The sequence below is a fragment of the Nocardioides sp. zg-1228 genome (assembly GCF_017086465.1).
Taxonomy (GTDB): domain Bacteria; phylum Actinomycetota; class Actinomycetes; order Propionibacteriales; family Nocardioidaceae; genus Nocardioides.
On sequence record NZ_CP070961.1, the window covers coordinates 2,619,004 to 2,639,661 of the forward strand.

The window sequence follows — 20,658 nt, forward strand, 5'->3', positions numbered from 1 at the left end:
CCTCACCGGATCAGACCGCTCCCACCGTCCTCGGGGAGGCTGAAGACTGGGGACGCTCAGCGCGGCTCACCCTACGGCACGGGCGCCCGCCGGAGCCGGTTGCACGCGGCGTGGCACGAGGCCCGTCAGGAGGCCGCTCAGCGACCCAGTACGTCCCGGAGCGCGGCCAGCACCAGCTGGACGGCGTCGGGGCGGGCGTTGCGGCCCATCAGCCCGATCCGCCACACGCTGGCGGCGTAGGCCCCCGCACCCGCGCCGATCTCGATGCCGTAGGTCTCGAGGAGCTGCGCGCGCACCGCGGCGGAGTCGACGCCCTCGGGCACCTTGACGGTCGTGAGCTCGGGCAGCCTGCTGCCCTCCTCGGCGAACAGCTCCAGGCCCAGGTCCTGCAGCCCCGCCTGCAGGGCGTCGCCTGCGGCCTGGTGCCGCGCCCAGACGGCCTCGAGGCCCTCCTCCAGGATCCGGGTCAGGCCACCGTGGAGGCTGGCGACCATCGCCGTGGGCGCGGTGTGGTGGTAGGTCCGCTGGCCGCCCTTGGACGCGGCCTCGCCGACGTAGCCGCCGAGCATGCCGAGGTCGAGGTACCACGAGCGCGGCGTCTCGACGCGGCGCTCGAAGGCGCGGTCGTTGATCGTGAACGGCGCGAGGCCGGGCGCCACGCCGAGGCACTTCTGGGTGCCGGCGTAGCCGATGTCGACCCCCCAGTCGTCGGCGCGCAGCTCGATGCCGCCGATCGAGGTCACGGCGTCGGCGAGCAGGAGGGCGTCGCCCTTGCCGGCGCCGAGCGCCGCGATGTCGGAGCGCGCGCCCGTCGAGGTCTCGGCGTGGACCGCGGCGATGATCGCCGGCGAGTCGTGCGCCGACAGGACGCGGTCGACGTCGACCGGCTGCCCCCACTCGTGCTCGACCGCCACGACCTCGGCCCCGCACCGCGCGGCGACGTCGGTCATCCGCTGGCCGAAGAGGCCGTTGACCGCCACCACGACGACGTCGCCGGGGTGGACGGTGTTGACGAACGCCGCCTCCATGCCGGCCGAGCCCGTGGCGCTGAGCGGCAGCGTGCGGGCGTTGTCGGTGCCCCAGACGGTGCGGAGCATGTCGCAGGTCTCGTCCATGATCCGGAGGAACTCGGGGTCGAGGTGGCCCAGCAGCGGCTCGGCGAGCGCTCGGGTGGCCTCGGGGTAGGGGTTGGACGGGCCGGGGCCGAAGAGGTGCCGCTCGCGGATCATGGGACCGACCGTAGCGAATCTCCGGTGCTCACAGCACCGCCCCGGGGTTGAGGATGCCGGCCGGGTCGAGGGCGTCCTTGATCCGACGGGTCAGGGCCATCACGTCCTCGCCGAGCTGGTCGGGGAGCGCCGACTTCTTCGTGCGTCCGACGCCGTGCTCGCCGGTGATCGTGCCGCCGAGCGCGATCGCCGCCTGCAGGATGTCGTCGAAGGCGGCGCGTGCCCGACGCTCCGAGGCGGGGTCGGCCGGGTCGTAGACGATGATCGGGTGGGTGTTGCCGTCGCCAGCGTGGGCGACGGTCGGGATCTCGACGTCGTGGAGCGCGGCGATCCCGGCGACCGCGGCCAGCAGGTCGGGGAGCAGTGGCACCGCGGCCCCGACGTCCTCGAGCAGCAGCGCACCGCGCGCCTCGATCGCCGGGAAGGCCATCCGCCGCGCCTCGACGAACATCTCCCCCTCGGCCGGGTCGTCGGTGAGCACGACCTCGCTCGCCCCGGCGGCGACGCAGGCCGCCTCCACGACCGCGATCTCGGCCACCCGGGCCTCCCCCGGCGCGTCGGACTGGACGAGGAGCAGGGCGCCCGCGGTGCGGTCCAGGCCGCGCGGGGCGTGGTCCTCGACCGCGTTGATCGTGGCCCGGTCCATCAGCTCCATCATCGAGGGCCGCAGCGTGCGGCGCACGGCGACGACGGCCTCGGCAGCGGCGACGACCGAGGGGAACGACGCCACCAGCGTCGCGGGTGGCAGCGGCACCGGCACCAGCCGCAGGATCGCCCGGGTGACGATGCCGAGCGTGCCCTCGGAGCCGACGAAGAGCTTGAGCAGCGACAGGCCCGCGACGTCCTTGATCCGTTTCCCGCCCAGGGTGATCAGCGTGCCGTCGGCGAGGACGACGTCGAGGCCCAGGACGTAGTCGGTGGTGACGCCGTACTTCACGCAGCACAGACCACCGGCGTTGGTCGCGACGTTGCCGCCGATCGAGCAGATCTCGAAGGACGACGGGTCGGGCGGGTACCAGAGCCCGTGCTCGCGCGAGGCGGCCTTGACCTCCGCGTTGAGCGCCCCGGGCTCCACGACGGCGACCTGGCAGTCGGTGTCGTCTCGATGCCGCGCATCCGCTCCAGGCTGAGCACGATCCCGCCGTCGACGGCGCTGGCGCCGCCCGACAGTCCGGACCCGGCGCCGCGGGGCACGACCGGCACGCCGTGCCCGGCCGCCCAGCGCACCGCGGCCTGCACCTGGGCGGCGTCCTCGGCGCGCACCACGGCGAGCGGCGTGCCGGCGCCGACGTCGCGCGACCAGTCGTAGCGGTAGGTCTCGAGCGTCGCCGGGTCGGTCGCGACGACACCCGCCGGCAGCGAGCGGACTAGACCGGGGAGTGCTTCCATCCGACCATCGAACCACTCGTCGCGCGCGAAAGGACCGGATCGAGCCTCGACGCGCATCGGTCCGCGGGCAGCCCCTAGGCTCCCCGGCATGAGCGAGATCACGTACGACGACTCGACGGCCGAGCGAGCCGCCGCGTCGGACGCTCCGCCGCGGGCAGCACCTGACGTCCCGCCAGACGCCCCGCAGCTCGACATCCTGACGTTGCGGCGGTCGTTGCTCCTGGCCGACGTCGACCTCGGCGCCGGACGCAGCCTGGAGGTCGGTCCGCTCGCCGCTGCGATCATCACGCGCGACATGGCCGACGTGCGCTACGTCGACGTGGTGGACCGCGACGGCCTGGTCGCTCACTACGGCGTCGACTCGTCCGTCGACGTCGACCTGATCCCGGACATCGACTTCTGGCTCACGCGCGAGGACGGTTCGGTCGGCACGCTCGCCGAGGCGGTGGCGCCGGCCGCGCCCTTCCAGCACGTGCTGGCCAGCCACGTCATCGAGCACGTGCCCGACATGATCGGGTGGTTGCACGACGTGGCGGACGTGCTCGTCGAGGGCGGCGACCTCCTGCTCGCCGTGCCGGACCTCCGGTTCTGCTTCGACGCCCGACGCTCGCCCGCGACCGTCGGGCAGATCGTCCAGGCCCACCTCGACGGCGACCGCATCCCGTCCTATCGCGCCGTCTACGACCACGCCCGCACGGCCGTGCACTTCCCTGCCCACGAGGCGTGGACGGGGAGGTGGCCGGAGCAACGACTCAACCCGATGTCCGCGGTCCGCCCCGCCATCGAGCGCCAGCAGCGAGGTGACTACGTCGACTGCCATGTGTGGCCGATGACGCCGGTGCGGTTCACCGACATCGTCATCGACCTCCTCGAGCTCGGACTGGTCGACTTCGCCGTCGAGCGGGTCACTGCGACGCTTCCGGGCCACCTCGAGTTCTACGTCACCCTGCGCCGCCTCCCGCGCGAGGGACGGAACGAGGCCGTCGCGACGGCGCTCGCCCAGCTCGCCACGATCCGCGACGCGTTGCCCGACGAGGAGCGGACCTGGCCGCACCAGGTGCGCGAGCGCGAGCTGGTCGCGCTCAACGACGACCTCCAGCGCCGTCTCGCGCGCGCGGAGGAGCAGGTCGCCGAGCTGGTCGGCGCCCGTGACAGCGCACGTGCCCAGCGCGACCGTGTGCGTGCGCGGCTCGAGAAGACACGGGCCAGGTTGGCGAAGACGCAGGCCACGCTCGCGAAGACCCAGGCCAGGCTCCAGCGAGCGCGCTCCCGCGGCGATCGGCTCGCGGCGAGCCTGGAGAAGGAGCGGAGCCGGTGGACCGCGCGGCTGTCGCGTCGCCTGAGGCGCCTGGCCCGGGTCGATCGCTGAGTCAGGCGGCGGCTGCGGCGACCTCGTCGTTGTGGGCGATGTGTCCCAGCGAGCGCCACACGAGCGCGAGCGTCACGCCCGAGCCCACGAAGGCGAACCACCACGGCGCGGTCAGCCCCCACGCGCCGGCGATGAGCCCGCCGAGCAGCGAGCCGAGGAGCATGCCGCCCATCACGCAGATCATGTAGACCGAGCCGACGCGGCCCTGCAGCTCGGCCGGCACCGCGCGCTGGCGGACCGCCTGCGACAACGTGCCCCAGACGAAGGCGTACGCCCCGAAGAAGAGCATCAGGGGGTACGCCGCCCACGGCGAGGTGGTGAGCGCCATGGCGAGGTGGAAGACGACCTCCGCCAGCAGCACCGCCCGCATGAGCGTGGCCAGCGGCACCAGCCGCTCGAGGCGTCCGTAGGAGAAGGTGGCCAGCAGGCCGCCGATCGCCGAGGACGTGGTGAGCAGGCCGAAGCCCGCCTCGCCGATCCCCACCCGCTCCAGCGCCCACAGCACCAGGACCGACCACGGGGCCGCCCAGGTGACGTTGAAGACGACGATGATGATCGCCAGCGTGCGCACCGGCGGGTTGCCCACCAGCCAGCGCACCCCGTCGGCGATGTCCTGCCGGAGGTGGGTGTCGACGTCGCCGCGGACCGCCCCCGGAGGGGTGCCGATGCGCGAGACGAGCACCACGCCCACGACGATGCAGGCGACCGTGACGGCGAACGGCCAGACCATGCCCACCGAGAACAGCAGCGCGCCGACGGCCGGACCGACGAGCTGGTTGCCCGTGATCATGCCGGCCATCAGCCGCGAGTTCGCGATGCCGAGGTCGCTCTTGTCCACCAGCATCGGGGTCAGCGTGCCGGCGGTGGCGTCGACGAAGGTCTCGGCCGTGCCGAGCGCGAGCAGGGCCGCGAGCACGAGGGCGATGTTGACGTGGCCGGTCGCGATGACGACGCACAGCCCGGCCAGGACGAGTCCGCGCACCGAGTTGGCGACCATCATCACCAGCCGCCGGTCGAGCCGGTCGGCCAGCGCGCCGGCGAACAGCCCCACCAGCAGCCACGGTGCCTGGAGGGCGATCATGGCGGACGCGACCAGGATCGGGTTGCGGGTCTGCGACGCGACCAGCAGCGGGCCAGCCGCGATGAGCGCCCCGTCGCCGAGGTTGGTCACCCAGGACGACCCGACGAGCCACCGGAAGCCCGTCCCGAGGCGCGCCGGGAAGACGGTCTCGACGATGCGACTCACAAGCAGGTGAGCCTACGGGGGCGGCACCGCCCGCGCACCGCGGTTTTCAGGCGGGCTGGAGGTCCTCGACGACGCGCTCGCCGACCAGGGCCGCCGCGGCCAGCCGGTCGTTGTCGGCCTCCAGCCGCAGCACCAGCGCCTCCAGGTCGGCGACCCTGCGGCGGAGCCGATGGTTCTCGGCGGCGAGGACGGACGTGGTCCGCACGTCGCTGTGCACATGACCCAACAGCGCCTTGGCCATGGGGAGCCTTTCGAAAGGTCGAGTCGTCCGGCCGACGTTCCGGCCGTCTCCTAGAGTCCCACCGCGCGGGGCACCGGTCAATGCGCCCGGGCGCTCCGGGCACGGGGCGGTCGCTGGCACCGCGGGCAGAAGAACGACGACCGGTTCATGAACGAGATCCGGCGGATCGGCGTGCCGCAGCGCCGGCACGGCTCGCCCTCGCGCCCGTAGGCGTCGAGGGAGCGGTCGAAGTAGCCGGACTCGCCGTTGACGTTGACGTAGAGGGCGTCGAAGGACGTGCCCCCCTGCGCCAGCGCCTCGCCCATCACCTCGCGCACGTGGCCGAGCAGGTCGCGCAGCACCGTGCCGGTGAGCCGGTCCCCCGGCCGCTCGCCGTGCAGGCGGGCGCGCCACAGGGCCTCGTCGGCGTAGATGTTGCCGACGCCGGAGACCAATCCCTGGTCGAGCAGCAGCCGCTTGATCGCGGACGTGCGACGGCGCGCGCGCCGGACGAACTCGTCGTCGTCGAACTCGGGGTCGATCGGGTCGCGGGCGATGTGCGCGATCTCGGTCGGCAGCTGCGCCCCGCCGGCCGAGACGACCAGCCCGCCGAACATCCGCTGGTCGACGAAGCGCATCTCGAGTGGCCGCCCGTCGGCGGCGGCGAGACGGAAGCGGACCCGCAGGTGGCGCTCGTCGAGCGCGCCCGGCTCGTGGAGGAGCATCTGCCCGCTCATGCCGAGGTGGCCCAGGAGCGCGTCGTCGTTGTCGAGCGCGAGCCAGAAGTACTTGCCGCGGCGGCGGACGGCCTCGATGCGCCGGCCCCGCAGGGCGGCGACGAACCCGGTCGACCCGCGGTGGTCACGACGGACGGGCCGCGGGTGGAGCACCTCGACGGCGTCGATGCGAGCCCCCACGACGTGGCGCTCGAGGCCGGCCCGGACGACCTCGACCTCGGGGAGCTCGGGCACGGCTCAGGCGTCGGCGCCGGCCGGCTCGGCCGTGCGGCCCGCGGGTTCGGCCGCCTTGATCTCGCGGTAGGCGGTCTCGGCGGCGCCCTGCTCGGCCTCCTTCTTGGAGCGGCCGGTGCCGTTGCCGAGGACCTGCTCGCCCACGCGTACGCGGGCCACGAAGGTCTTCATGTGGTCGGGGCCGTCGTCCTCGATGAGGTACTCGGGCACGCCGAGGCCCCGGTCGGCGGCGAGCTCCTGCAGGGAGGTCTTCCAGTCCAGGCCCGCGCCCATCGACGCCGCGGCCTCCATGACCGGGTCGAAGAGCAGGTGGACGACCTTGGCGGCCTCGTCGATGCCACCGCTGAGGTGGATCGCGCCGATGACCGCCTCGACGGTGTCGGAGAGGATGGAGGCCTTGTCGCGGCCGCCGGTGGTCTCCTCGCCGCGCCCCAGCTTGATGTGCTCGCCCAGCCCGATCTGGCGGGCGACGTCGGCCAGGGCGCGCGCGTTGACCACCGCGGCACGCAGCTTGGCCAGCCGGCCCTCCGAGAAGTCGGGGTGGGCGCGGTAGAGCGACTCGGTGACCACGACCCCGAGGACGGAGTCACCGAGGAACTCCAGTCGCTCGTTGGTCGGGATCTGGCCGTTCTCGTAGGCGTACGAGCGGTGCGTCAGGGCACGCTGCAGCAGCTCGGGATCCAGGACCGGATCACCGAGCGCTGCGCGGAGCTCGTCGCTGGTCAGAGGACCTGGCGACGGTCGGCCCGGGCGCCGTACTGGCCGCACTGGCCGCACGCACGGTGCGGGAGGTGCTTGGCGCCGCAGGCGGGGTTGGCGCACGTGACGAGGGTCGGCGCGACGGCCTTCCACTGCGAACGGCGGTGACGCGTGTTGCTGCGCGACATCTTCCGCTTCGGAACAGCCATGGTGGTCTCCTGTTGCTTGCGTTGCTCTGCCGGGGATTCCCGGCGAGATGGTTCAGTCCTGGGGGTCGTGCTGGGGGTCGTGCTCGCTGTCCTGCTCGGTCTGCGCCAGCTGCTGGAGCCCGGCCCAGCGGGGGTCGATCGGCGCGTCGTGCGTGTGGTCCGGGTCGTCCGCGAGCCGGGCACCGCACTCGGTGCACAACCCGGGGCAATCGTCCATGCACAGCGGCTGGAAGGGTAGTGCGAGCACCACCGCGTCCCGCAGCAGGGGCTCGAGGTCGAGCAGGTCGTCCTCGAGCCGGCTGGTCTCGTCGTCGAGGTCGCGGTCGTCGTGCTCCGCGGCCCTGTCGTGCTGGTCGGGGTAGACGTAGAGCTCCTGCAGCGTCACGTGGACCTCGTCCTCGATCGGCTCCAGGCAGCGTACGCACTCCCCCTCGAGCGCGGCCGTGGCCGTGCCCGTGAGCAGCACGCCCTCCATGACCGCCTCGAGTCGCAGGTCGAGCTCGACCGGCGATCCCTCGGGGACACGGAGGACTTCGATGCCAAGCTGTGCCGGCGCCGCAACGGAGAGCTCGAGCTCACGCTGGGACCCCGGACGGCGCCCGAGCTCGCGTGTATCGAGCACGAGCGGCGACCTCGGGTCCAGGCTGCTCACGTCGAACTCCCACATCTGGACACCAACACAACCTCGGAATCGTATCCGGCGCCCGGGCAGAGGGGCAAAACGAGTGACACGCGACGAGTCTGGTGCGGCCCCGGACGAGGGTCTTACGGCCGGGGGCCGCCGCCCGCGTCGCCGGGGGCGACGAGGCCGGACTCGTAGGCGAGCACGACGACCTGGGTGCGGTCGCGCAGCCCGTGGCGCACGAGCACCTCGCTGAGGTAGCCCTTGACCGTCGACTCGGCCAGGTGCAGCCGCGCAGCCACCTCGGCGTTGGACAGCCCGCGCGCGACGAGGCGCACGACGTCGGCCTGGCGCGGCGTCAGGCCGAGCGAGGAGCCGTCGCCGACCGGAGGACGCGCGAGGTGCTGCTCGACGAGCCGGCGCGTGACGTCGGGGGCCAGCAGGGTGTCGCCGGCGTGGACGGCGCGTACGGCCGCCCAGAGCTGCTCGCGGCGCACGCTCTTGAGCAGGAAGCCGCTCGCACCCTCGCGCAGCGCCGCGGCCACGACCGCGTCGTCGTGCACGGTGGTGAGCACCAGGACGCGGGAGGCCAGGCCCGCACCGACGATCCGCCGGGTCGCCCCGACCCCGTCGAGCCGCGGCATCCGGACGTCCATCAGCACGACGTCGGGCAGCAACGCCTGCGCCGCGGCGACCGCCTCCTCACCGTCGGCGGCCGTGCCGACGACGTCGAGATCGGGTGCCGCGGCGACGATGGCCACCAGCCCGTCGCGCACGAGCGTCTCGTCCTCGGCGACGACCACCCGCAGCGGCGCGGGGGGCGGCGCGGGCGCGCTCACCGGGCCCCGTCCCGCTCGGGCGCGGTGGCCCGACGCTCGCGCGCGAGAGGCAGCCGCGCCTCGACCACGAACCCGCCCTCGCGCGGACCGGCAGCCAGCTCGCCGCCGAGCGCCTCCACGCGCTCGCGGAGGCCGGCCAGGCCGCGCCCGCTCCCGCCGTACGACGACGCGTGCCGCCGGCCGGTGCTGTCGACCACGACCCGCAGCTCCTCGGCGACGACGTCGATGCGCACCTCGGCCAGCTCGCCGCTGGAGTGCCTCAGGGCGTTGGTGAGGCCCTCCTGCACCACGCGGTGCACGCAGCGCCCGACGTCGGGCGGCAGCACCGGGAGCGGCGCGAGGTCGGTGCGCACCGCGAGCCCGGCGGCCCGCACGCCGGCCGCGAGCGCCTCCAGCGAGCCGGGGCCCAGGTCGTCCGGCGCGGCGCCGGTCTCGTCCTCGGTGGACAGCAGCCCCAGCAGGCGGTGCAGCTCCTCGAGCGCCTCGCGGCTGACGTCACCGATGGCCAGCAGCGACCTCCGGGCCGCCGCGGGATCGCCCTCGGCGACGGTCGCCCCCGCCTCGGCCTGCACTGCGATGAGCGTCACGGCGTGCGCCACCACGTCGTGCAGCTCGCGGGCGATCCGCGCGCGCTCGCGCTGGACCGCTGCGGCAGTGGCCTCGCGCTGCTCGCGCTCGAGCTCGTCGATGCGGCGTTGTCGTCGCCCCACGGCCAGGCCGAGCGCCGCCGGCACGGCGAGGAAGAGCATGAGGGTGGGCAGGATGTTGACCGGCGAGTCGGACGGGTCCAGCGCGATGGCCATCGCCAGGGCCATCGCGAGGAGCACCCCGCCGACGACGCCGTCACGACGCGTCGCGTAGGCCGCGAGCGAGTACGACGCCACCACGGTGGCGAGCAGGACGCCCACCTCGTCGGGCGACTCGAGCGCCACCGACTCGACCGCGAGACCGACCGAGACCGCCGTCGCCGTGCCCAGCGGGTGGCGGCGCCGGAACGCGAGCGCGCCGCACGTCGCCACGGCCAGCGCGGCGCGGGCCGGCGCGTGGTCGGCCTGCGACACCAGCAGGGTCTCGACGGCCGCACCCAGGGCGAGCAGCGCCGCGAGCGCGACGTCGCCACCGCTCGTGTGTCGCCCCGGGCACCTCACCACAGGCACGACGCTACTGCCGCGACGAGGCGTCCGGCCCCGTCCACAGGAGGGTGCGGACCCGCCCGCAGGAGGGTCGGGTCGGTCGTCGCGAGGGTGCCGAGGGCCACGCGGCCGTTCCTAGCGTCGGAGCCCCACGCACCCGACCAGGAGGAAGCCATGTCCACCACCACCCTCGCCACGCACGACGCGCCCGCTCCCCCGCGGCCCGACGCCCCCTCACGATCGTGGTGGCTGCTGCTCAGCGGCTTCCTGCTGGTCGCCGTCAGCGAGGTCGTCGCGCCGCACCAGGCGATGTCGGCCGCGGACGACCCGCAGGCACGGGCCGCGTTCGTGGTCGCGCACGAGGGGCCGTTGCTCGTCAGCTACGTGATGTCGTTCCTCGCGGCGCCGGTGATCGGCGCCCTCTTCGTCCGGCTCGGCTGCCTGCCCGACGGCCGCGGGCGGGTGGTCGGCAGGATCGCGGCGGGCCTCGGGCTCCTCGGGACGGCCGGCCTGGCCGGGCTGCGGACCGCGGAGCTGATCGCGCGCGACCTCTACCTCGTCGACCCCGGTACGGCACCGGTGATGGAACGCATCGGCGAGTCCGGCGCCGCGGGTGGCGTCACGTTCCTGGCCCTGATCCCGGGCTTGATGCTCGGCCTGCTGCTGCTGGCATGCGCCGGCGCGCGGGCGGGCTGGGTCGGGTGGTGGGTCGTGCTGCCGGCACTCGCCGCCGTGGTCTGCGACTTCCTGCCCTTCGCGTGGAAGACCGTGGCGTTCGGCGTGCTCGCCTCGATCACCTGCGGCGTGCTGATCGCCGGCGCGGCGCGACGCGCACGGTCGTGAGACCGGCGCCGGCCGGCGCGCGGGGGCTAGGCCTGCGCGCGCTCGGCGAGGCGGGCGAGGAGGCGAGCGTGCACGGCGTCGGGCACGAAGCCGCGCACGTCGCCGCCGAGCGCCGCGACCTCCTTGATCAGGCTGGAGGAGACGAACGCGTTGCCGACCGCACCGGGCAGGAAGACCGTCTCCACCGCGGTGAGGTGGGAGTTCATCTGGGCCATCGGCAGCTCGTACTCGTAGTCACCGGCCCCGCGCAGGCCCTTGACGATGGCGACCGCCTCGATCTCGCGGCAGAAGTCGACGATGAGGCCGTCGAACCCGGCGACGCGCACGTTGGCGATGCCGGCGGTGGCCTCCTCGAGCATCGCGATGCGCTCGTCGGGGGTGAAGAGCCGGTTCTTGCTCATGTTGGTGCCGACGGCGACGACGACCTCGTCGAAGAGGGTGGCGGCGCGCCCGACGATGTCGAGGTGGCCGTTGGTCACCGGGTCGAAGGACCCGGGGCAGACAGCGCGACGCACGGGCGTCCTTCCTTCGCAGGGACGGCTCTGCTCCCGCGGGTGGTCGGCGGGCTCAGGGGGCCACGGTGGCGTGACCGTACCAAAGGGCGGTCTCGCCGTAGCGGCGCGTGCGGTCCTCCTCGATGCCCGGCGGCCAGGTCAGCACCGTGCGCTTCGCGGCCCGCTCGACCACCACCAGGGCGCCCGGCACGAGCCAGCCCTGCGCGACCAGCGCGACCAGGTCGGCGTCGACCGCGGCGTCGGGGGTCGGGTAGGGCGGGTCGGAGAACACCACGTCGTAGGGCGCCGCGGGGGGCGAGGCGAGGAACGCCGCGACCGATGCCGCCACCACCCGGGCGCGCGAGAAGCCGAGGGTGGCCGCGTTGCGGGAGATCAGGGCGGCCGTGCGGCGGTCCTGCTCGACCATGGTCACCACGCCCGCGCCCCGCGACCACGCCTCGAGGCCCACGGCGCCGGAGCCGGCGTACAGGTCGAGGAACCGCAGCCCGTCGAGCGACCCGGTGCGCGACTCGATCGCCGAGAACAGGGCCTCGCGCACCCGGTCACTCGTCGGACGGGTCGTCTGGCCGCGAGGCGTCTCCAGCCGTCGACCTCCGGCCGTTCCCCCGATGATGCGAGTCATGTCCCCGTGCTCAGCCCTTCTCCATGAATCCCGACACCGCCGAGCGCTCGACCTCGGCAACCGCGGCGGCCAGGTCGGGCGCCTGCCCGAGCGCGAAGTCCTCGGAGAGTAGCGCCTCCGCGGCCTCGCGGGCCCGGACGATCGTCTTCTCGTCGCGGAGTACCCGAAGTGTGACGAGGCTGGAGTGGAAGCCCGACTGGTTGGCGCCGAGCACGTCGCCCTCGCGCCGCTGCTCGAGGTCGACGCGGCTCAGCTCGAAGCCGTCCGTGGTCGAGGCGACGGCGTCGAGGCGCTCGCGCGCCGGGCTGCCGGCGTCGGCGTGCGAGACGAGCAGGCACAGCCCGGGCAGGCCGCCACGACCTACCCGGCCGCGCAGCTGGTGGAGCTGGGAGACGCCGAACCGGTCGGCGTCGAGGAGCACCATCGTGGTGGCGTTGTGGACGTCGACGCCGACCTCGATGACCGTCGTGGACACCAGGACGTCGATCTCCCCGGCGGCGAAGGCGCGCATCGTGCGGTCCTTGTCGTCGGGCGCCATCCGCCCGTGCAGGACGGCGGTGCGGAGCCCGGCGAGGGCGCCGGCCGCCAGCTCGGCGTGGACCTCCTCGACCGCCGCGAGCGACCGCTTGGGCGCGATCTCGGCCCCCTCGTCGTCGAAGTCGAGCTGGTCGGTCTCGCCCTCCTCCCCCGCGTCGCCGGAGATGCGGGGGCACACCACGTACGCCTGGTGCCCCTGCTCGACCTCCTCACGCACCCGCTGCCACACCCGCTCGATCCAGGTGGGCTGCTCGGCCAGCGGCACGACGTTGGTCTGGATCGGCGCGCGGCCCGCGGGCAGCTCGGCGAGGACGGAGGTCTCGAGGTCGCCGAAGACCGTCATCGCGACCGTGCGCGGGATCGGCGTCGCCGTCATCACGAGCACGTGCGGAGGCGAGCCGGCCTTGTCGGTCAGCGCCGCGCGCTGCTCCACGCCGAAGCGGTGCTGCTCGTCGACCACCACGAGGCCGAGGTCGGCGAACTCCACCCGGTCCTCGAGCAGCGCGTGGGTGCCGATGACGATGCCGGCCTCGCCGGTCACGATCCGCAGCATCGCCTCCTGGCGGGCCGCCTTGCCCATCGAGCCGGTGAGCAGCACGACCTGGGTGGCGCGCGGGTCGCCGCCGAGCATGCCGCCCTGGGCGAGGTCGCCGAGCATGGCGGAGACGGAGCGGTGGTGCTGCTGGGCCAGGACCTCGGTCGGGGCGAGGAGGGCGGCCTGTCCCCCGGCGTCGACCACCTGGAGCATCGCGCGCAGGGCGACCAGGGTCTTGCCCGAGCCCACCTCGCCCTGGAGCAGGCGGTTCATCGGGTGGTCGCGGCCGAGCTCCTCGGCGACGAGGTCGCCGATCTCGCGCTGACCGCCGGTGAGCTCGAACGGCAGCCGCTCGTCGAAGGCGGCCAGCAACCCGTCGTCGCGGCGCACGCGGGCCCGCGCGCCCTGGGCCCGGTGGGCCGCGCGCCGGCGGGCGAGGACGAGCTGGAGCACCAGCGCCTCCTCGAAGCGGAACCGCTTCTGCGCGGCGCCGACCTGCGTCCAGTCGTCCGGGGCGTGGATCCAGCGCAGCGCCTGCATCACGTCGAGCACGCCGAAGCGCTCGCGCAGCTCGGGAGTCAGCACGTCCGGGACGTCGGTGACGAGGTCGAGCGCCGTCGCCACGACCTTCTGGATGTCCCAGGTGTAGAGCTTGGCGGTCAGCGGATAGACCGGCATCAGCTTGCTCAACCGCGGGGCGTCCGGGCCGTCGAGCGCGAACCCGTGGGGCTGCTCGAGCTGCCAGCTGCCGCGGAACTGCTTGGCCCTGCCGGTGAAGACGGCCCGCGCCCCGGGGCGGAACTCGGCCTCGTGGCGCTCGACCATGGTGGCGTAAGGGCTGAACAGGGTGACGGAGAAGTCGGGGCCGTCGGTCCGCAGCCGCACCGTCGTCCGGAACTGGCGGCGGTTGCCGCTGAAGAAGGACGCACTCTCGCACGAGCGCACCTCCCCCACGATCGTGAGCTGGTCGCCGGCGACGGGCGTGGCGACCTCCGAGAGCTCGGTGGCCGCCACGTAGCGGCGCGGGAAGTGGCGCAGCAGGTCGCCGACCGTCGCGAGCCCGAGGCCCTCCTCGGCCAGCTTGCGCTTCTTGTGGTGGTTGCCGAACACCGCCCCGATGGGGCTGTCCGGGGTGATCGCGACCATGCGTGAATCCTGCCGCTCACTCCACGCTGACCAGCAGGGGGTAGCGCGACTGGCCGCCGTCGTGGACCGCCACGTCGACGTGGGGGTGGCGCTGCTCGACGTGGGCGGCGATCTGGCGGGCGAGCTCCTCGCCGCCGTCGCCCGACACGATCGTCACCAGCTCGCCACCGCCGGCGAGGAGGCGCTCCAGCACGTCGGTGGCGACCTCGCCCAGGTCGGAGCCGACCACCGCGAAGTCGCCCGCGATGACGCCGAGCGCGTCGCCGGGCTCGCACGGGCCGGCCATCGTGATGGCCCGGCGGGCGGCGACGGTCACCGCGCCGTGGCGCACGTGGCGGGCGGTCGCGGTCATCTCGCGGACGTCGGCGTCGAAGGCACGACCGGGCTCATGGACCGAGATGGCGGCCAGGCCCTGCACCTGCGCGTGCGTCGGGATCACCTCGACGGTGACGTCGTGCTCCGCCTCGGCCGTACGCGCCGCGATCTCCGCGGCCCGCACGCTGTCGGCGTCGTTGGGGAGCACCACGACCTCGTGCGCGCCGCACTGGACGACCGCCTCGAGGAGCTGGCCGGTCGACGGGCGACGGCCGGGCCCGCCGGGCACGACGACCGCGCCGGCCGACGCGAACAGCTCGGCCAGTCCGTCGCCGGCGGCGACCGCGACGACGCGACGGCCCGAGCGGGTCGAGGCCCTCTGCCGGCCGGCGACCAGGTCGGCGAAGTGGGTGACCCGGATGCGGTGCGGCCGGCCGGCGGCGATCCCGGCCTCGATGGCGGCGCCGACGTCGTCGACGTGCACGTGCACGTTCCACAGGCCCTCGCCCCCGACGACCACCAGGCTGTCGCCGAGCGGTCCGAGCCGCGCACGGAGCTCGACGACCCGCTCCTGCTCCCTCTCGGGGTCGACGTCGAGCAGGTACATCACCTCGTAGCCGGGGCCGTCCTCGGTCAGGTCGTCACCCGGGGCCAGCGTGGCCACGGGGATGTGGTGCGTGCCGAGGGGGGCCGAGAACGGCGTGGGCCGGCGTCCGGTGGCGGTGGTCTCGACCGCGTCGAGCACGACGCAGAGCCCGCGGCCGCCGGCGTCGACGACCCCGGCCTGGGCCAGCACGTCGAGCTGCTCGGGCGTGCGCAGCAGGGCCGCGCGGGCGGCGGCCGCCGCGGCGGTGAACACGTCGCGGGTGCGCGCCCCGCCCGCCGCCGCCTCGACCGCCGCGTCCGAGGCGGCCCGCGCGACGGTGAGGATGGTGCCCTCGACGGGGACGCCGACGGCGGCGTAGCTGGCCTCGGTCGCCTCGGCCATCGCCGCGGCGATCGTCTCGGCCGGCCGGTCGGCGACCGCGGCGCCGGCGAGGTGACGTACGTAGGCACGCAGCATCTGGCTGAGGATCACCCCGGAGTTGCCGCGAGCGCCCATGAGCGCGGCCCGGGCGAGCACGGCCATCCCGTCGCCGAGCGCGAGCCCGGGGTCGTCCGCCATCGCCTCGCGCAACGCGTCGCGGGCCGCGGAGACGGTGAGGAACATGTTGGTGCCGGTGTCGCCGTCGGGCACCGGGTAGACGTTGAGCGCGTCGATCTCCTCGCGCGCCGACGAGAGCGCGTCCGTCGCGATGTCGACGAACCGCGCGACACCGTCGAGGGTGATGCCGTGGGTGACGTGCTCCATCGGGTCGGTCTGCTCCGGGTTCTCGTGGGTTGTCAGGGTTCCGGCGGGTTCTCATCGCGCAATGTGGGGCGATGTGGTGCGCGCCACAGGCTAGTGCCCGCATTGCGCGGGGCTACGATTTCATCCCGCCCCGGGTCCTCGGCTACTCTTGCGCGGTTGCCTGCTGCCGCTTCATGCGGGGTGCGGGCCTCACGAACATCTCTATCAACCTCGAACGGATCGGAGTGCACGGTGGCTGCCGTCTGCGACATCTGCGCCAAGAAGCCGGGCTTCGGAAACAACCGTCCCTGGTCGCGCAAGATCACCAAGCGTCGTTTCAACCCCAACATCCAGCGCGTCCGGGCGACCGTCAACGGCACGCCCAAGCGCCTCAACGTCTGCACCGGCTGCCTCAAGGCCGGCAAGGTCTCCCGCTGACCTGACGTCGTCGATCGAAGCCCCCGCCGCTCTGCGCCGGGGGCTTCGTCGTGCGTGGGTGGTGTCCGCGGCTTCTGGCGGCTTGTCGGAGTCCCCGCTCGAGCGGGGACTCCGACACCTGGAGGCCGTTGCAACCCCCTCGAAGTGTCAGACTCCCCCTCCAGGTCGGCACCGATCGCCGCCGATCGGCGCCGGGCGAGCCCGCCCGGCGCGGTCAGGTCGGCGTTGAGTCTCCAGGAGACTCAGGGGCCAGGAGGCTCAGAAGTGGACCCAGCCGGTGGGGCCGTCGTACGCCCCGCCGTCGACGGTGACGCCCTCCCCCTCGAGCACCTCGCCGATCACCTGCCACCCGGCGGGCACCGACGCCACGTCGGGGAAGGTGGCCAGCAGGGAGTGGTCGTCACCGCCGCCGAGGATGAACTGCATCGGGTCGGCGCCGAGGGCGGCGCCCACGGCCTGGAGCGGCTCGGGGATCGCGAACGCCCCGGTGCGGACGTCGATCGCGACGCCGCTCGCGTCGGCGATGTGCCCGGCCTCGGCCAGGAGGCCGTCGGAGATGTCGATGAGCGAGGTCGCCCCCGCCTCTGCGGCGACCCGGCCCGCGGCGTACGGCGGCTCGGGGCGGCGGTAGGCCTCCACCAGCACCCGCGGCGAGCGGAACCCGCGGCCGAGGACGGCCAGCCCACCGGCGGCCCACCCCTGGCGGCCGGTCAGCGCGAGCACGTCGCCCGGCCGGGCGCCCGAGCGCAGGACCGGCGCCTGGGCGCACTCGCCGAGGACGGTGACCGCGATCGTCAGCTGGTCGGCGCGGGTCAGGTCGCCGCCGACGACGGTCGCGCCGATGCCCGCGCACTCCTCCGCGACGCCGCGGGCGAAGTCGAGCGCCCACGCCACCGGGAGGTCCGCCGGCGCGGCCAGGCCGAGGGTGAGGTGGCGGGCGACCCCGCCCATGGCGTTGACGTCCGAGAGGTTCTGCGCGGCGGCCCGGTGGCCCACGTCGGCGGCGCTGGCCCAGTCGCGGCGGAAGTGGCGGCCCTCGACCATCAGGTCGGTGGAGACCACGACGTGGCCGCGCTTGACCCGCAGCACGGCGGCGTCGTCGCCGGGGCCGACGAGCACGTGCTCGTCGGCCTCGGTGGCATCGCCGAGCTGGGCGATGAGCTCGGCGATGAGGCCGAACTCGCCGGCGTCACCGAGGGTTGCGTCCGCTGCCAGTGCCATGGGCCCATCCCACCAGACGGCAGGCCGCCCGGGTCGCACCCGTCCCCTGTCGGGGCCGGCTCGCCGCGCGATAGGTTGTGTCCGTCACACCCGATGAACGAGACCGAGGAGTCCACGATGGTCGTCCAGGCCTACATCCTGATCCAGACCGACGTCGGCAAGGCCGCCGAGGTCGCCCGCGAGATCGCGCAGGTCAACGGCGTCACGCTCGCCGAGGACGTCACCGGTCCCTACGACGTGATCGTCCGCGCCGAGGCCAAGAACGTCGACGAGCTGGGCAAGCTCGTCGTGTCCAAGGTGCAGAACCTCGACGGCATCACCCGCACGCTCACCTGCCCGGTCGTCCACATCTGAGCGACCCGGCCCCCGTGCAGCCGCCTCGACGCCTCGGCCCCACCACGGGCCGGGGCGTCGTCACGTCCGTCACCCTCGGCGTCCTCGTCCTGGGCGCGGGCACCGGGTGCTCGGGCGCACCGAGGATCGACGACGTCGACCTGTCCGAGCGCGACCGCGCCGCGTGCGAGGCGCTGGTCGCCGACCTCCCCGACACGCTCGCCGGCCAGGAGCGTCGCGACGTGGAGCCCGCCGGGGCGCTCGGCGCGGCCTGGGGCGATCCGGCCTACGTCCTCTCCTGCGGCGTGGAGCGGCCCGACGACTACGAGCCCACGGCGGAGTGCAGCGTCATCGCGGGCGTCGGCTGGTACGTCACCCCGGACCAGCTCACCGACATCTCGGAGACCGCGACGCCGGTGGCCCTCACCCTCGACCCGCTCGTCGAGCTCACGGTGCCCGCCGACTACCGCACCGAGGGGATCGACCGCGCGCTCGCCGACCTGGCGCCGGCGCTGAAGGAGCACCTGCGCGAGGGCCTCCCCTGCCTGTGACCCTGGCTGGGATCCTGCCGGTGATCCTGCCTGTGACCGCTCAGCGCAGGCCGGTGTCGCGGCGCAGCGCCAGCTGGACGAGCCGGTCGACGAGGTCGGGGTAGGACATGCCGGTGGCCGCCCACAGCTGGGGATACATGGAGGTCGGCGTGAACCCCGGCATCGTGTTGAGCTCGTTGATCACCAGCGACCCGTCGGGCATGAGGAAGAAGTCGACCCGGGCGAGCCCCTCGCACGACAGCGCCTCGAACGCCCGCACCGCCATCGCGCGCAGCTCCTGCTCGGTCTCGGCGGAGACGTGGGCGGGGATGTCGATCTCGGTGTGCTGGTCGGGGAGGTACTTGGCCTCGAAGTCGTAGAACTCGTGGTCTCCGCCGGTGCGCACCTCGCCGGGGCGCGAGGTCTCGGGCGGTCCCTCGAACGTGCCGAGCACGCCGCACTCCACCTCGCGGGCACCCTCCATCGAGTGCTCGACGAGCACCTTGGGGTCGTGGCGGAACGCCTCCTCGAGCGCGTCCGCGACCTCGGTGGCGTCGTGGACCTTGCTGATGCCCATGCTCGAGCCGGCGCGGGCCGGCTTGGCGAACGACGGGAACCCGAGCTCCTCGATCCGGGCGCGGCAGCCGACGGGGTCCTGCTCCCACTCGGTGCGGGTGACGACGATGCCGGGCGTGACCGGCAGCCCGGCGGCCTGCAGGACCACCTTCATGTAGGCCTTGTCCATGCCGATCGCCGAGGCGAGCACGCCGGAGCCGACGTAGCGCACGCCGGCCATCTCGAGCATGCCCTGGAGGGTGCCGTCCTCGCCCCACGGCCCGTGGAGCAGCGGGAACACCACGTCGACCTCGCCGATGACCGACGGGACGCTGGACGCCTCGGTGACGACGAGGTCGGTGCCCGTGGTCGCGCCCCGCAGCGCGACGGGCGACCGGTCGGCGTCGACCTGCGGGAGGTCGCTGCCCCGGATCGCAAGACGCGCCGGCTCGTCGCGCTCGAGCACCCACCGCCCGTCGGTGGCGATCCCGACCGGCACCACGTCGTAGGCCCCGCGGTCGATCGCGGCCAGCACGCTCCCGGCGGTGACGCAGGAGATGCCGTGCTCGGAGGAGCGGCCCCCGAAGACGACGGCGACGCGCGGCTTGCGCGTAGCGGAGTCGGGGGTGGGGTCCGAGGTGGTGCCGGGGGGAGTGTCGTTCATCGCCTCGACCCTATCCACCTACGCTGGCGCGCATGGCTGCAGACTCACCGCTCAGGCCCGGCACGATCGCCGTCACGGCCGGTCGGCCCGACAAGGTCCCCGACGCGCCGCTCAACACCCCGATCACGATGGCGGCGACCTACGTCGCCGGCGGCGAGGTGGAGTACGGGCGCTACGGCAACCCGACGTGGACGGCGCTGGAGGACGCGCTCGGCGCCCTGGAGGGCGGCCGCTGCCTGACCTTCGCCTCCGGCCTGGCCGCGGTCGCCACCGTGCTCGACCTGGTGGGCGCGGAGGGAAAGGTCGTCGCGCCACGGCACGGCTACACCGGCACGATCATGCAGCTCGCCGACCTGGAGGCCCGGGGCCGGCTCAGGGCGGAGCTGGTCGACGTCACCGACACCGACGCGGTGGTGGCGGCCTGCGACGGCGCCGCGCTGGTGTGGCTGGAGTCGCCCACCAACCCGGCCCTGGAGGTCGCCGACATCCCCACGATCACGAAGGCGGCGCACGAGGCCGGGGCGTACGTCGTGGTCGACAACACCTTCGCCACTCCCCTGCTCCAGCGGCCCCTCGACGACGACGTCGACATCGTCGTGCACTCCGCCACCAAGTACCTCGCCGGGCACTCCGACGTGCAGATGGGCGCGATCGTCACCCGCGACGACGAGCTCCACGGCGTGCTCAAGGGACGTCGCGACCTCGTCGGGGCGATCCCCGGCCCGTTCGAGGCGTGGCTGACCCTGCGCGGCCTGCGCACCCTGCACCTGCGCGTCGAGCGCGCGCAGGCCAACGCCCAGGAGCTGGCCCGCCGGCTCGCCGAGCACCCCGCGCTGTCGGAGGTGCGCTACCCCGGCTTCGGCGCGATCGTCAGCATCGTGCTCGCCCAGGGGGAGATGGCCGCCGACCTGCTCAGCCGCAAGACCCGGCTGTGGATCCACGCCACGTCGCTCGGCGGCGTCGAGTCGACCCTGGAGCGCCGCCGGCGCTGGAAGGCCGAGGCGGCCACCATCCCCGACGGCCTGGTGCGGCTCTCCGTCGGCATCGAGGACGTCGAGGACCTCTGGGACGACCTCCGCGCCGCGCTCGACGGCTGCGTCGGCTGACGACCCCGCAGCGCGCGTACGACCGCGACGCCATGGGAATCC

General features: G+C 74.0%; 22 protein-coding genes and 1 pseudogene. 6 read left to right on the top strand and 17 right to left on the bottom strand.

The annotated features are described in order from the left end of the window. Positions 1-137: 137 nt before the first annotated feature. The 3 genes and pseudogenes from JX575_RS12640 to JX575_RS19680 form a co-directional block, all read right to left on the bottom strand. Complete coding sequence (locus JX575_RS12640; RefSeq protein ID WP_186340915.1) at positions 138-1,229, bottom strand: alanine--glyoxylate aminotransferase family protein; 1,092 nt, start codon at positions 1,227-1,229, stop codon at positions 138-140. Positions 1,230-1,257: 28 nt separating this feature from the next. After that, positions 1,258-2,166 carry an FAD-linked oxidase C-terminal domain-containing protein gene (locus JX575_RS12645; protein ID WP_241005451.1) on the bottom strand — a complete coding sequence of 303 codons (909 nt, stop codon included), beginning with the start codon at positions 2,164-2,166 and terminating at the stop codon, positions 1,258-1,260. Next, positions 2,149-2,813 (bottom strand): annotated as a pseudogene (locus JX575_RS19680) (FAD-binding oxidoreductase); the annotation flags it as partial. The pseudogene JX575_RS19680 and the gene JX575_RS12645, both read right to left, overlap by 18 nt. On the opposite strand from JX575_RS19680, the gene JX575_RS12650 reads away from it, so the two are divergent. Beyond that, entirely contained in the window at positions 2,707-3,987 is a 1,281-nt protein-coding gene (locus JX575_RS12650; RefSeq protein ID WP_186340914.1) for a methyltransferase domain-containing protein, read from the top strand. The pseudogene JX575_RS19680 and the gene JX575_RS12650 sit on opposite strands and share 107 nt — an antisense overlap. Before the next feature lies 1 nt (position 3,988). On the opposite strand, the gene JX575_RS12655 is transcribed toward JX575_RS12650, so the two are convergent. From JX575_RS12655 to JX575_RS12690, 8 genes are all read right to left on the bottom strand, one after another. After that, positions 3,989-5,233, bottom strand: coding sequence for an MFS transporter (locus JX575_RS12655; RefSeq protein WP_186340913.1), 1,245 nt, complete (start codon positions 5,231-5,233; stop codon positions 3,989-3,991). A gap of 46 nt (positions 5,234-5,279) precedes the next feature. Next, positions 5,280-5,474 (bottom strand): hypothetical protein, encoded by a 195-nt coding sequence (locus tag JX575_RS12660; protein ID WP_186340912.1) that lies wholly within the window; start codon positions 5,472-5,474, stop codon positions 5,280-5,282. Positions 5,475-5,551: 77 nt separating this feature from the next. Next, positions 5,552-6,424, bottom strand: a complete 873-nt coding sequence (gene mutM / locus JX575_RS12665) for a bifunctional DNA-formamidopyrimidine glycosylase/DNA-(apurinic or apyrimidinic site) lyase (RefSeq protein ID WP_186340911.1) — start codon at positions 6,422-6,424, stop codon at positions 5,552-5,554. A 3-nt stretch (positions 6,425-6,427) separates the two neighbouring features. Continuing rightward, on the bottom strand, positions 6,428-7,150 hold the full coding sequence (gene rnc, locus JX575_RS12670) for a ribonuclease III (protein ID WP_222129590.1): 723 nt from the start codon (positions 7,148-7,150) through the stop codon (positions 6,428-6,430). Then, the gene (gene rpmF / locus JX575_RS12675; protein WP_056906555.1) at positions 7,147-7,332 is read right to left on the bottom strand and encodes a 50S ribosomal protein L32; all 186 of its coding nucleotides are present in this window, start codon (positions 7,330-7,332) and stop codon (positions 7,147-7,149) included. The genes rnc and rpmF overlap by 4 nt, the downstream gene beginning before the upstream one ends. Before the next feature lie 52 nt (positions 7,333-7,384). Next, positions 7,385-7,984, bottom strand: coding sequence for a YceD family protein (locus JX575_RS12680; RefSeq protein WP_241005140.1), 600 nt, complete (start codon positions 7,982-7,984; stop codon positions 7,385-7,387). A 113-nt stretch (positions 7,985-8,097) separates the two neighbouring features. Continuing rightward, positions 8,098-8,793 (bottom strand): response regulator transcription factor, encoded by a 696-nt coding sequence (locus tag JX575_RS12685; protein ID WP_241005141.1) that lies wholly within the window; start codon positions 8,791-8,793, stop codon positions 8,098-8,100. Continuing rightward, a complete protein-coding gene (locus JX575_RS12690; protein WP_206054387.1) occupies positions 8,790-9,944 on the bottom strand; it encodes a histidine kinase in 1,155 nt (384 codons plus the stop codon). Before JX575_RS12690 ends, JX575_RS12685 begins: the two co-directional genes overlap by 4 nt. A gap of 156 nt (positions 9,945-10,100) precedes the next feature. Between JX575_RS12690 and JX575_RS12695 the strand changes: the two genes are divergently transcribed. Then, positions 10,101-10,769, top strand: coding sequence for a hypothetical protein (locus JX575_RS12695; RefSeq protein WP_186340908.1), 669 nt, complete (start codon positions 10,101-10,103; stop codon positions 10,767-10,769). A gap of 26 nt (positions 10,770-10,795) precedes the next feature. On the opposite strand, the gene coaD is transcribed toward JX575_RS12695, so the two are convergent. From coaD to JX575_RS12715, 4 genes are read right to left on the bottom strand one after another with little or no spacing between them, the layout of a single operon-like run. After that, positions 10,796-11,284, bottom strand: coding sequence for a pantetheine-phosphate adenylyltransferase (coaD, locus tag JX575_RS12700; RefSeq protein WP_186340907.1), 489 nt, complete (start codon positions 11,282-11,284; stop codon positions 10,796-10,798). 52 nt (positions 11,285-11,336) lie between these two features. After that, positions 11,337-11,906, bottom strand: a complete 570-nt coding sequence (gene rsmD / locus JX575_RS12705) for a 16S rRNA (guanine(966)-N(2))-methyltransferase RsmD (RefSeq protein ID WP_186340906.1) — start codon at positions 11,904-11,906, stop codon at positions 11,337-11,339. A gap of 10 nt (positions 11,907-11,916) precedes the next feature. Next, a complete protein-coding gene (locus tag JX575_RS12710; RefSeq protein WP_186340905.1) occupies positions 11,917-14,124 on the bottom strand; it encodes an ATP-dependent DNA helicase RecG in 2,208 nt (735 codons plus the stop codon). A gap of 16 nt (positions 14,125-14,140) precedes the next feature. After that, positions 14,141-15,790 carry a DAK2 domain-containing protein gene (locus JX575_RS12715; protein WP_186340904.1) on the bottom strand — a complete coding sequence of 550 codons (1,650 nt, stop codon included), beginning with the start codon at positions 15,788-15,790 and terminating at the stop codon, positions 14,141-14,143. Positions 15,791-16,021: 231 nt separating this feature from the next. Between JX575_RS12715 and rpmB the strand changes: the two genes are divergently transcribed. After that, positions 16,022-16,207 carry a 50S ribosomal protein L28 gene (rpmB, locus tag JX575_RS12720; protein WP_056602600.1) on the top strand — a complete coding sequence of 62 codons (186 nt, stop codon included), beginning with the start codon at positions 16,022-16,024 and terminating at the stop codon, positions 16,205-16,207. Positions 16,208-16,465: 258 nt separating this feature from the next. Here the strand turns inward: rpmB and JX575_RS12725 are convergent, their stop codons facing one another. Next, complete coding sequence (locus tag JX575_RS12725) at positions 16,466-17,428, bottom strand: thiamine-phosphate kinase (protein WP_186340903.1); 963 nt, start codon at positions 17,426-17,428, stop codon at positions 16,466-16,468. Positions 17,429-17,545: 117 nt separating this feature from the next. Here JX575_RS12725 and JX575_RS12730 point away from each other — a divergent pair, with 117 nt between their 5' ends. Next, positions 17,546-17,782 (top strand): Lrp/AsnC ligand binding domain-containing protein, encoded by a 237-nt coding sequence (locus JX575_RS12730; RefSeq protein WP_090972075.1) that lies wholly within the window; start codon positions 17,546-17,548, stop codon positions 17,780-17,782. 14 nt (positions 17,783-17,796) lie between these two features. Beyond that, a complete protein-coding gene (locus JX575_RS12735) occupies positions 17,797-18,312 on the top strand; it encodes a DUF3515 domain-containing protein (protein ID WP_206054388.1) in 516 nt (171 codons plus the stop codon). A gap of 40 nt (positions 18,313-18,352) precedes the next feature. Here the strand turns inward: JX575_RS12735 and JX575_RS12740 are convergent, their stop codons facing one another. Then, complete coding sequence (locus tag JX575_RS12740; protein WP_186340902.1) at positions 18,353-19,510, bottom strand: D-alanine--D-alanine ligase family protein; 1,158 nt, start codon at positions 19,508-19,510, stop codon at positions 18,353-18,355. Between the two features lie 32 nt (positions 19,511-19,542). Between JX575_RS12740 and JX575_RS12745 the strand changes: the two genes are divergently transcribed. Further along, a complete protein-coding gene (locus JX575_RS12745; RefSeq protein WP_186340901.1) occupies positions 19,543-20,616 on the top strand; it encodes an aminotransferase class I/II-fold pyridoxal phosphate-dependent enzyme in 1,074 nt (357 codons plus the stop codon). The last annotated feature ends 42 nt before the right edge of the window (positions 20,617-20,658 follow it).

Excerpts from the sequence above, each read along its gene's own strand:
- JX575_RS12640 (WP_186340915.1), bottom strand. The coding sequence starts at position 1,229 with ATGATCCGCGAGCGGCACCTCTTCGGCCCCGGCCCGTCCAACCCCTAC.
- JX575_RS12650 (WP_186340914.1), top strand. The coding sequence starts at position 2,707 with ATGAGCGAGATCACGTACGACGACTCGACGGCCGAGCGAGCCGCCGCG.
- JX575_RS12660 (WP_186340912.1), bottom strand. The coding sequence starts at position 5,474 with ATGGCCAAGGCGCTGTTGGGTCATGTGCACAGCGACGTGCGGACCACG.
- rpmF (WP_056906555.1), bottom strand. The coding sequence starts at position 7,332 with ATGGCTGTTCCGAAGCGGAAGATGTCGCGCAGCAACACGCGTCACCGC.
- JX575_RS12695 (WP_186340908.1), top strand. The coding sequence starts at position 10,101 with ATGTCCACCACCACCCTCGCCACGCACGACGCGCCCGCTCCCCCGCGG.
- rsmD (WP_186340906.1), bottom strand. The coding sequence starts at position 11,906 with ATGACTCGCATCATCGGGGGAACGGCCGGAGGTCGACGGCTGGAGACG.
- JX575_RS12710 (WP_186340905.1), bottom strand. The coding sequence starts at position 14,124 with ATGGTCGCGATCACCCCGGACAGCCCCATCGGGGCGGTGTTCGGCAAC.
- JX575_RS12715 (WP_186340904.1), bottom strand. The coding sequence starts at position 15,790 with ATGGAGCACGTCACCCACGGCATCACCCTCGACGGTGTCGCGCGGTTC.
- JX575_RS12725 (WP_186340903.1), bottom strand. The coding sequence starts at position 17,428 with ATGGCACTGGCAGCGGACGCAACCCTCGGTGACGCCGGCGAGTTCGGC.
- JX575_RS12730 (WP_090972075.1), top strand. The coding sequence starts at position 17,546 with ATGGTCGTCCAGGCCTACATCCTGATCCAGACCGACGTCGGCAAGGCC.
- JX575_RS12740 (WP_186340902.1), bottom strand. The coding sequence starts at position 19,510 with ATGAACGACACTCCCCCCGGCACCACCTCGGACCCCACCCCCGACTCC.
- JX575_RS12745 (WP_186340901.1), top strand. The coding sequence starts at position 19,543 with ATGGCTGCAGACTCACCGCTCAGGCCCGGCACGATCGCCGTCACGGCC.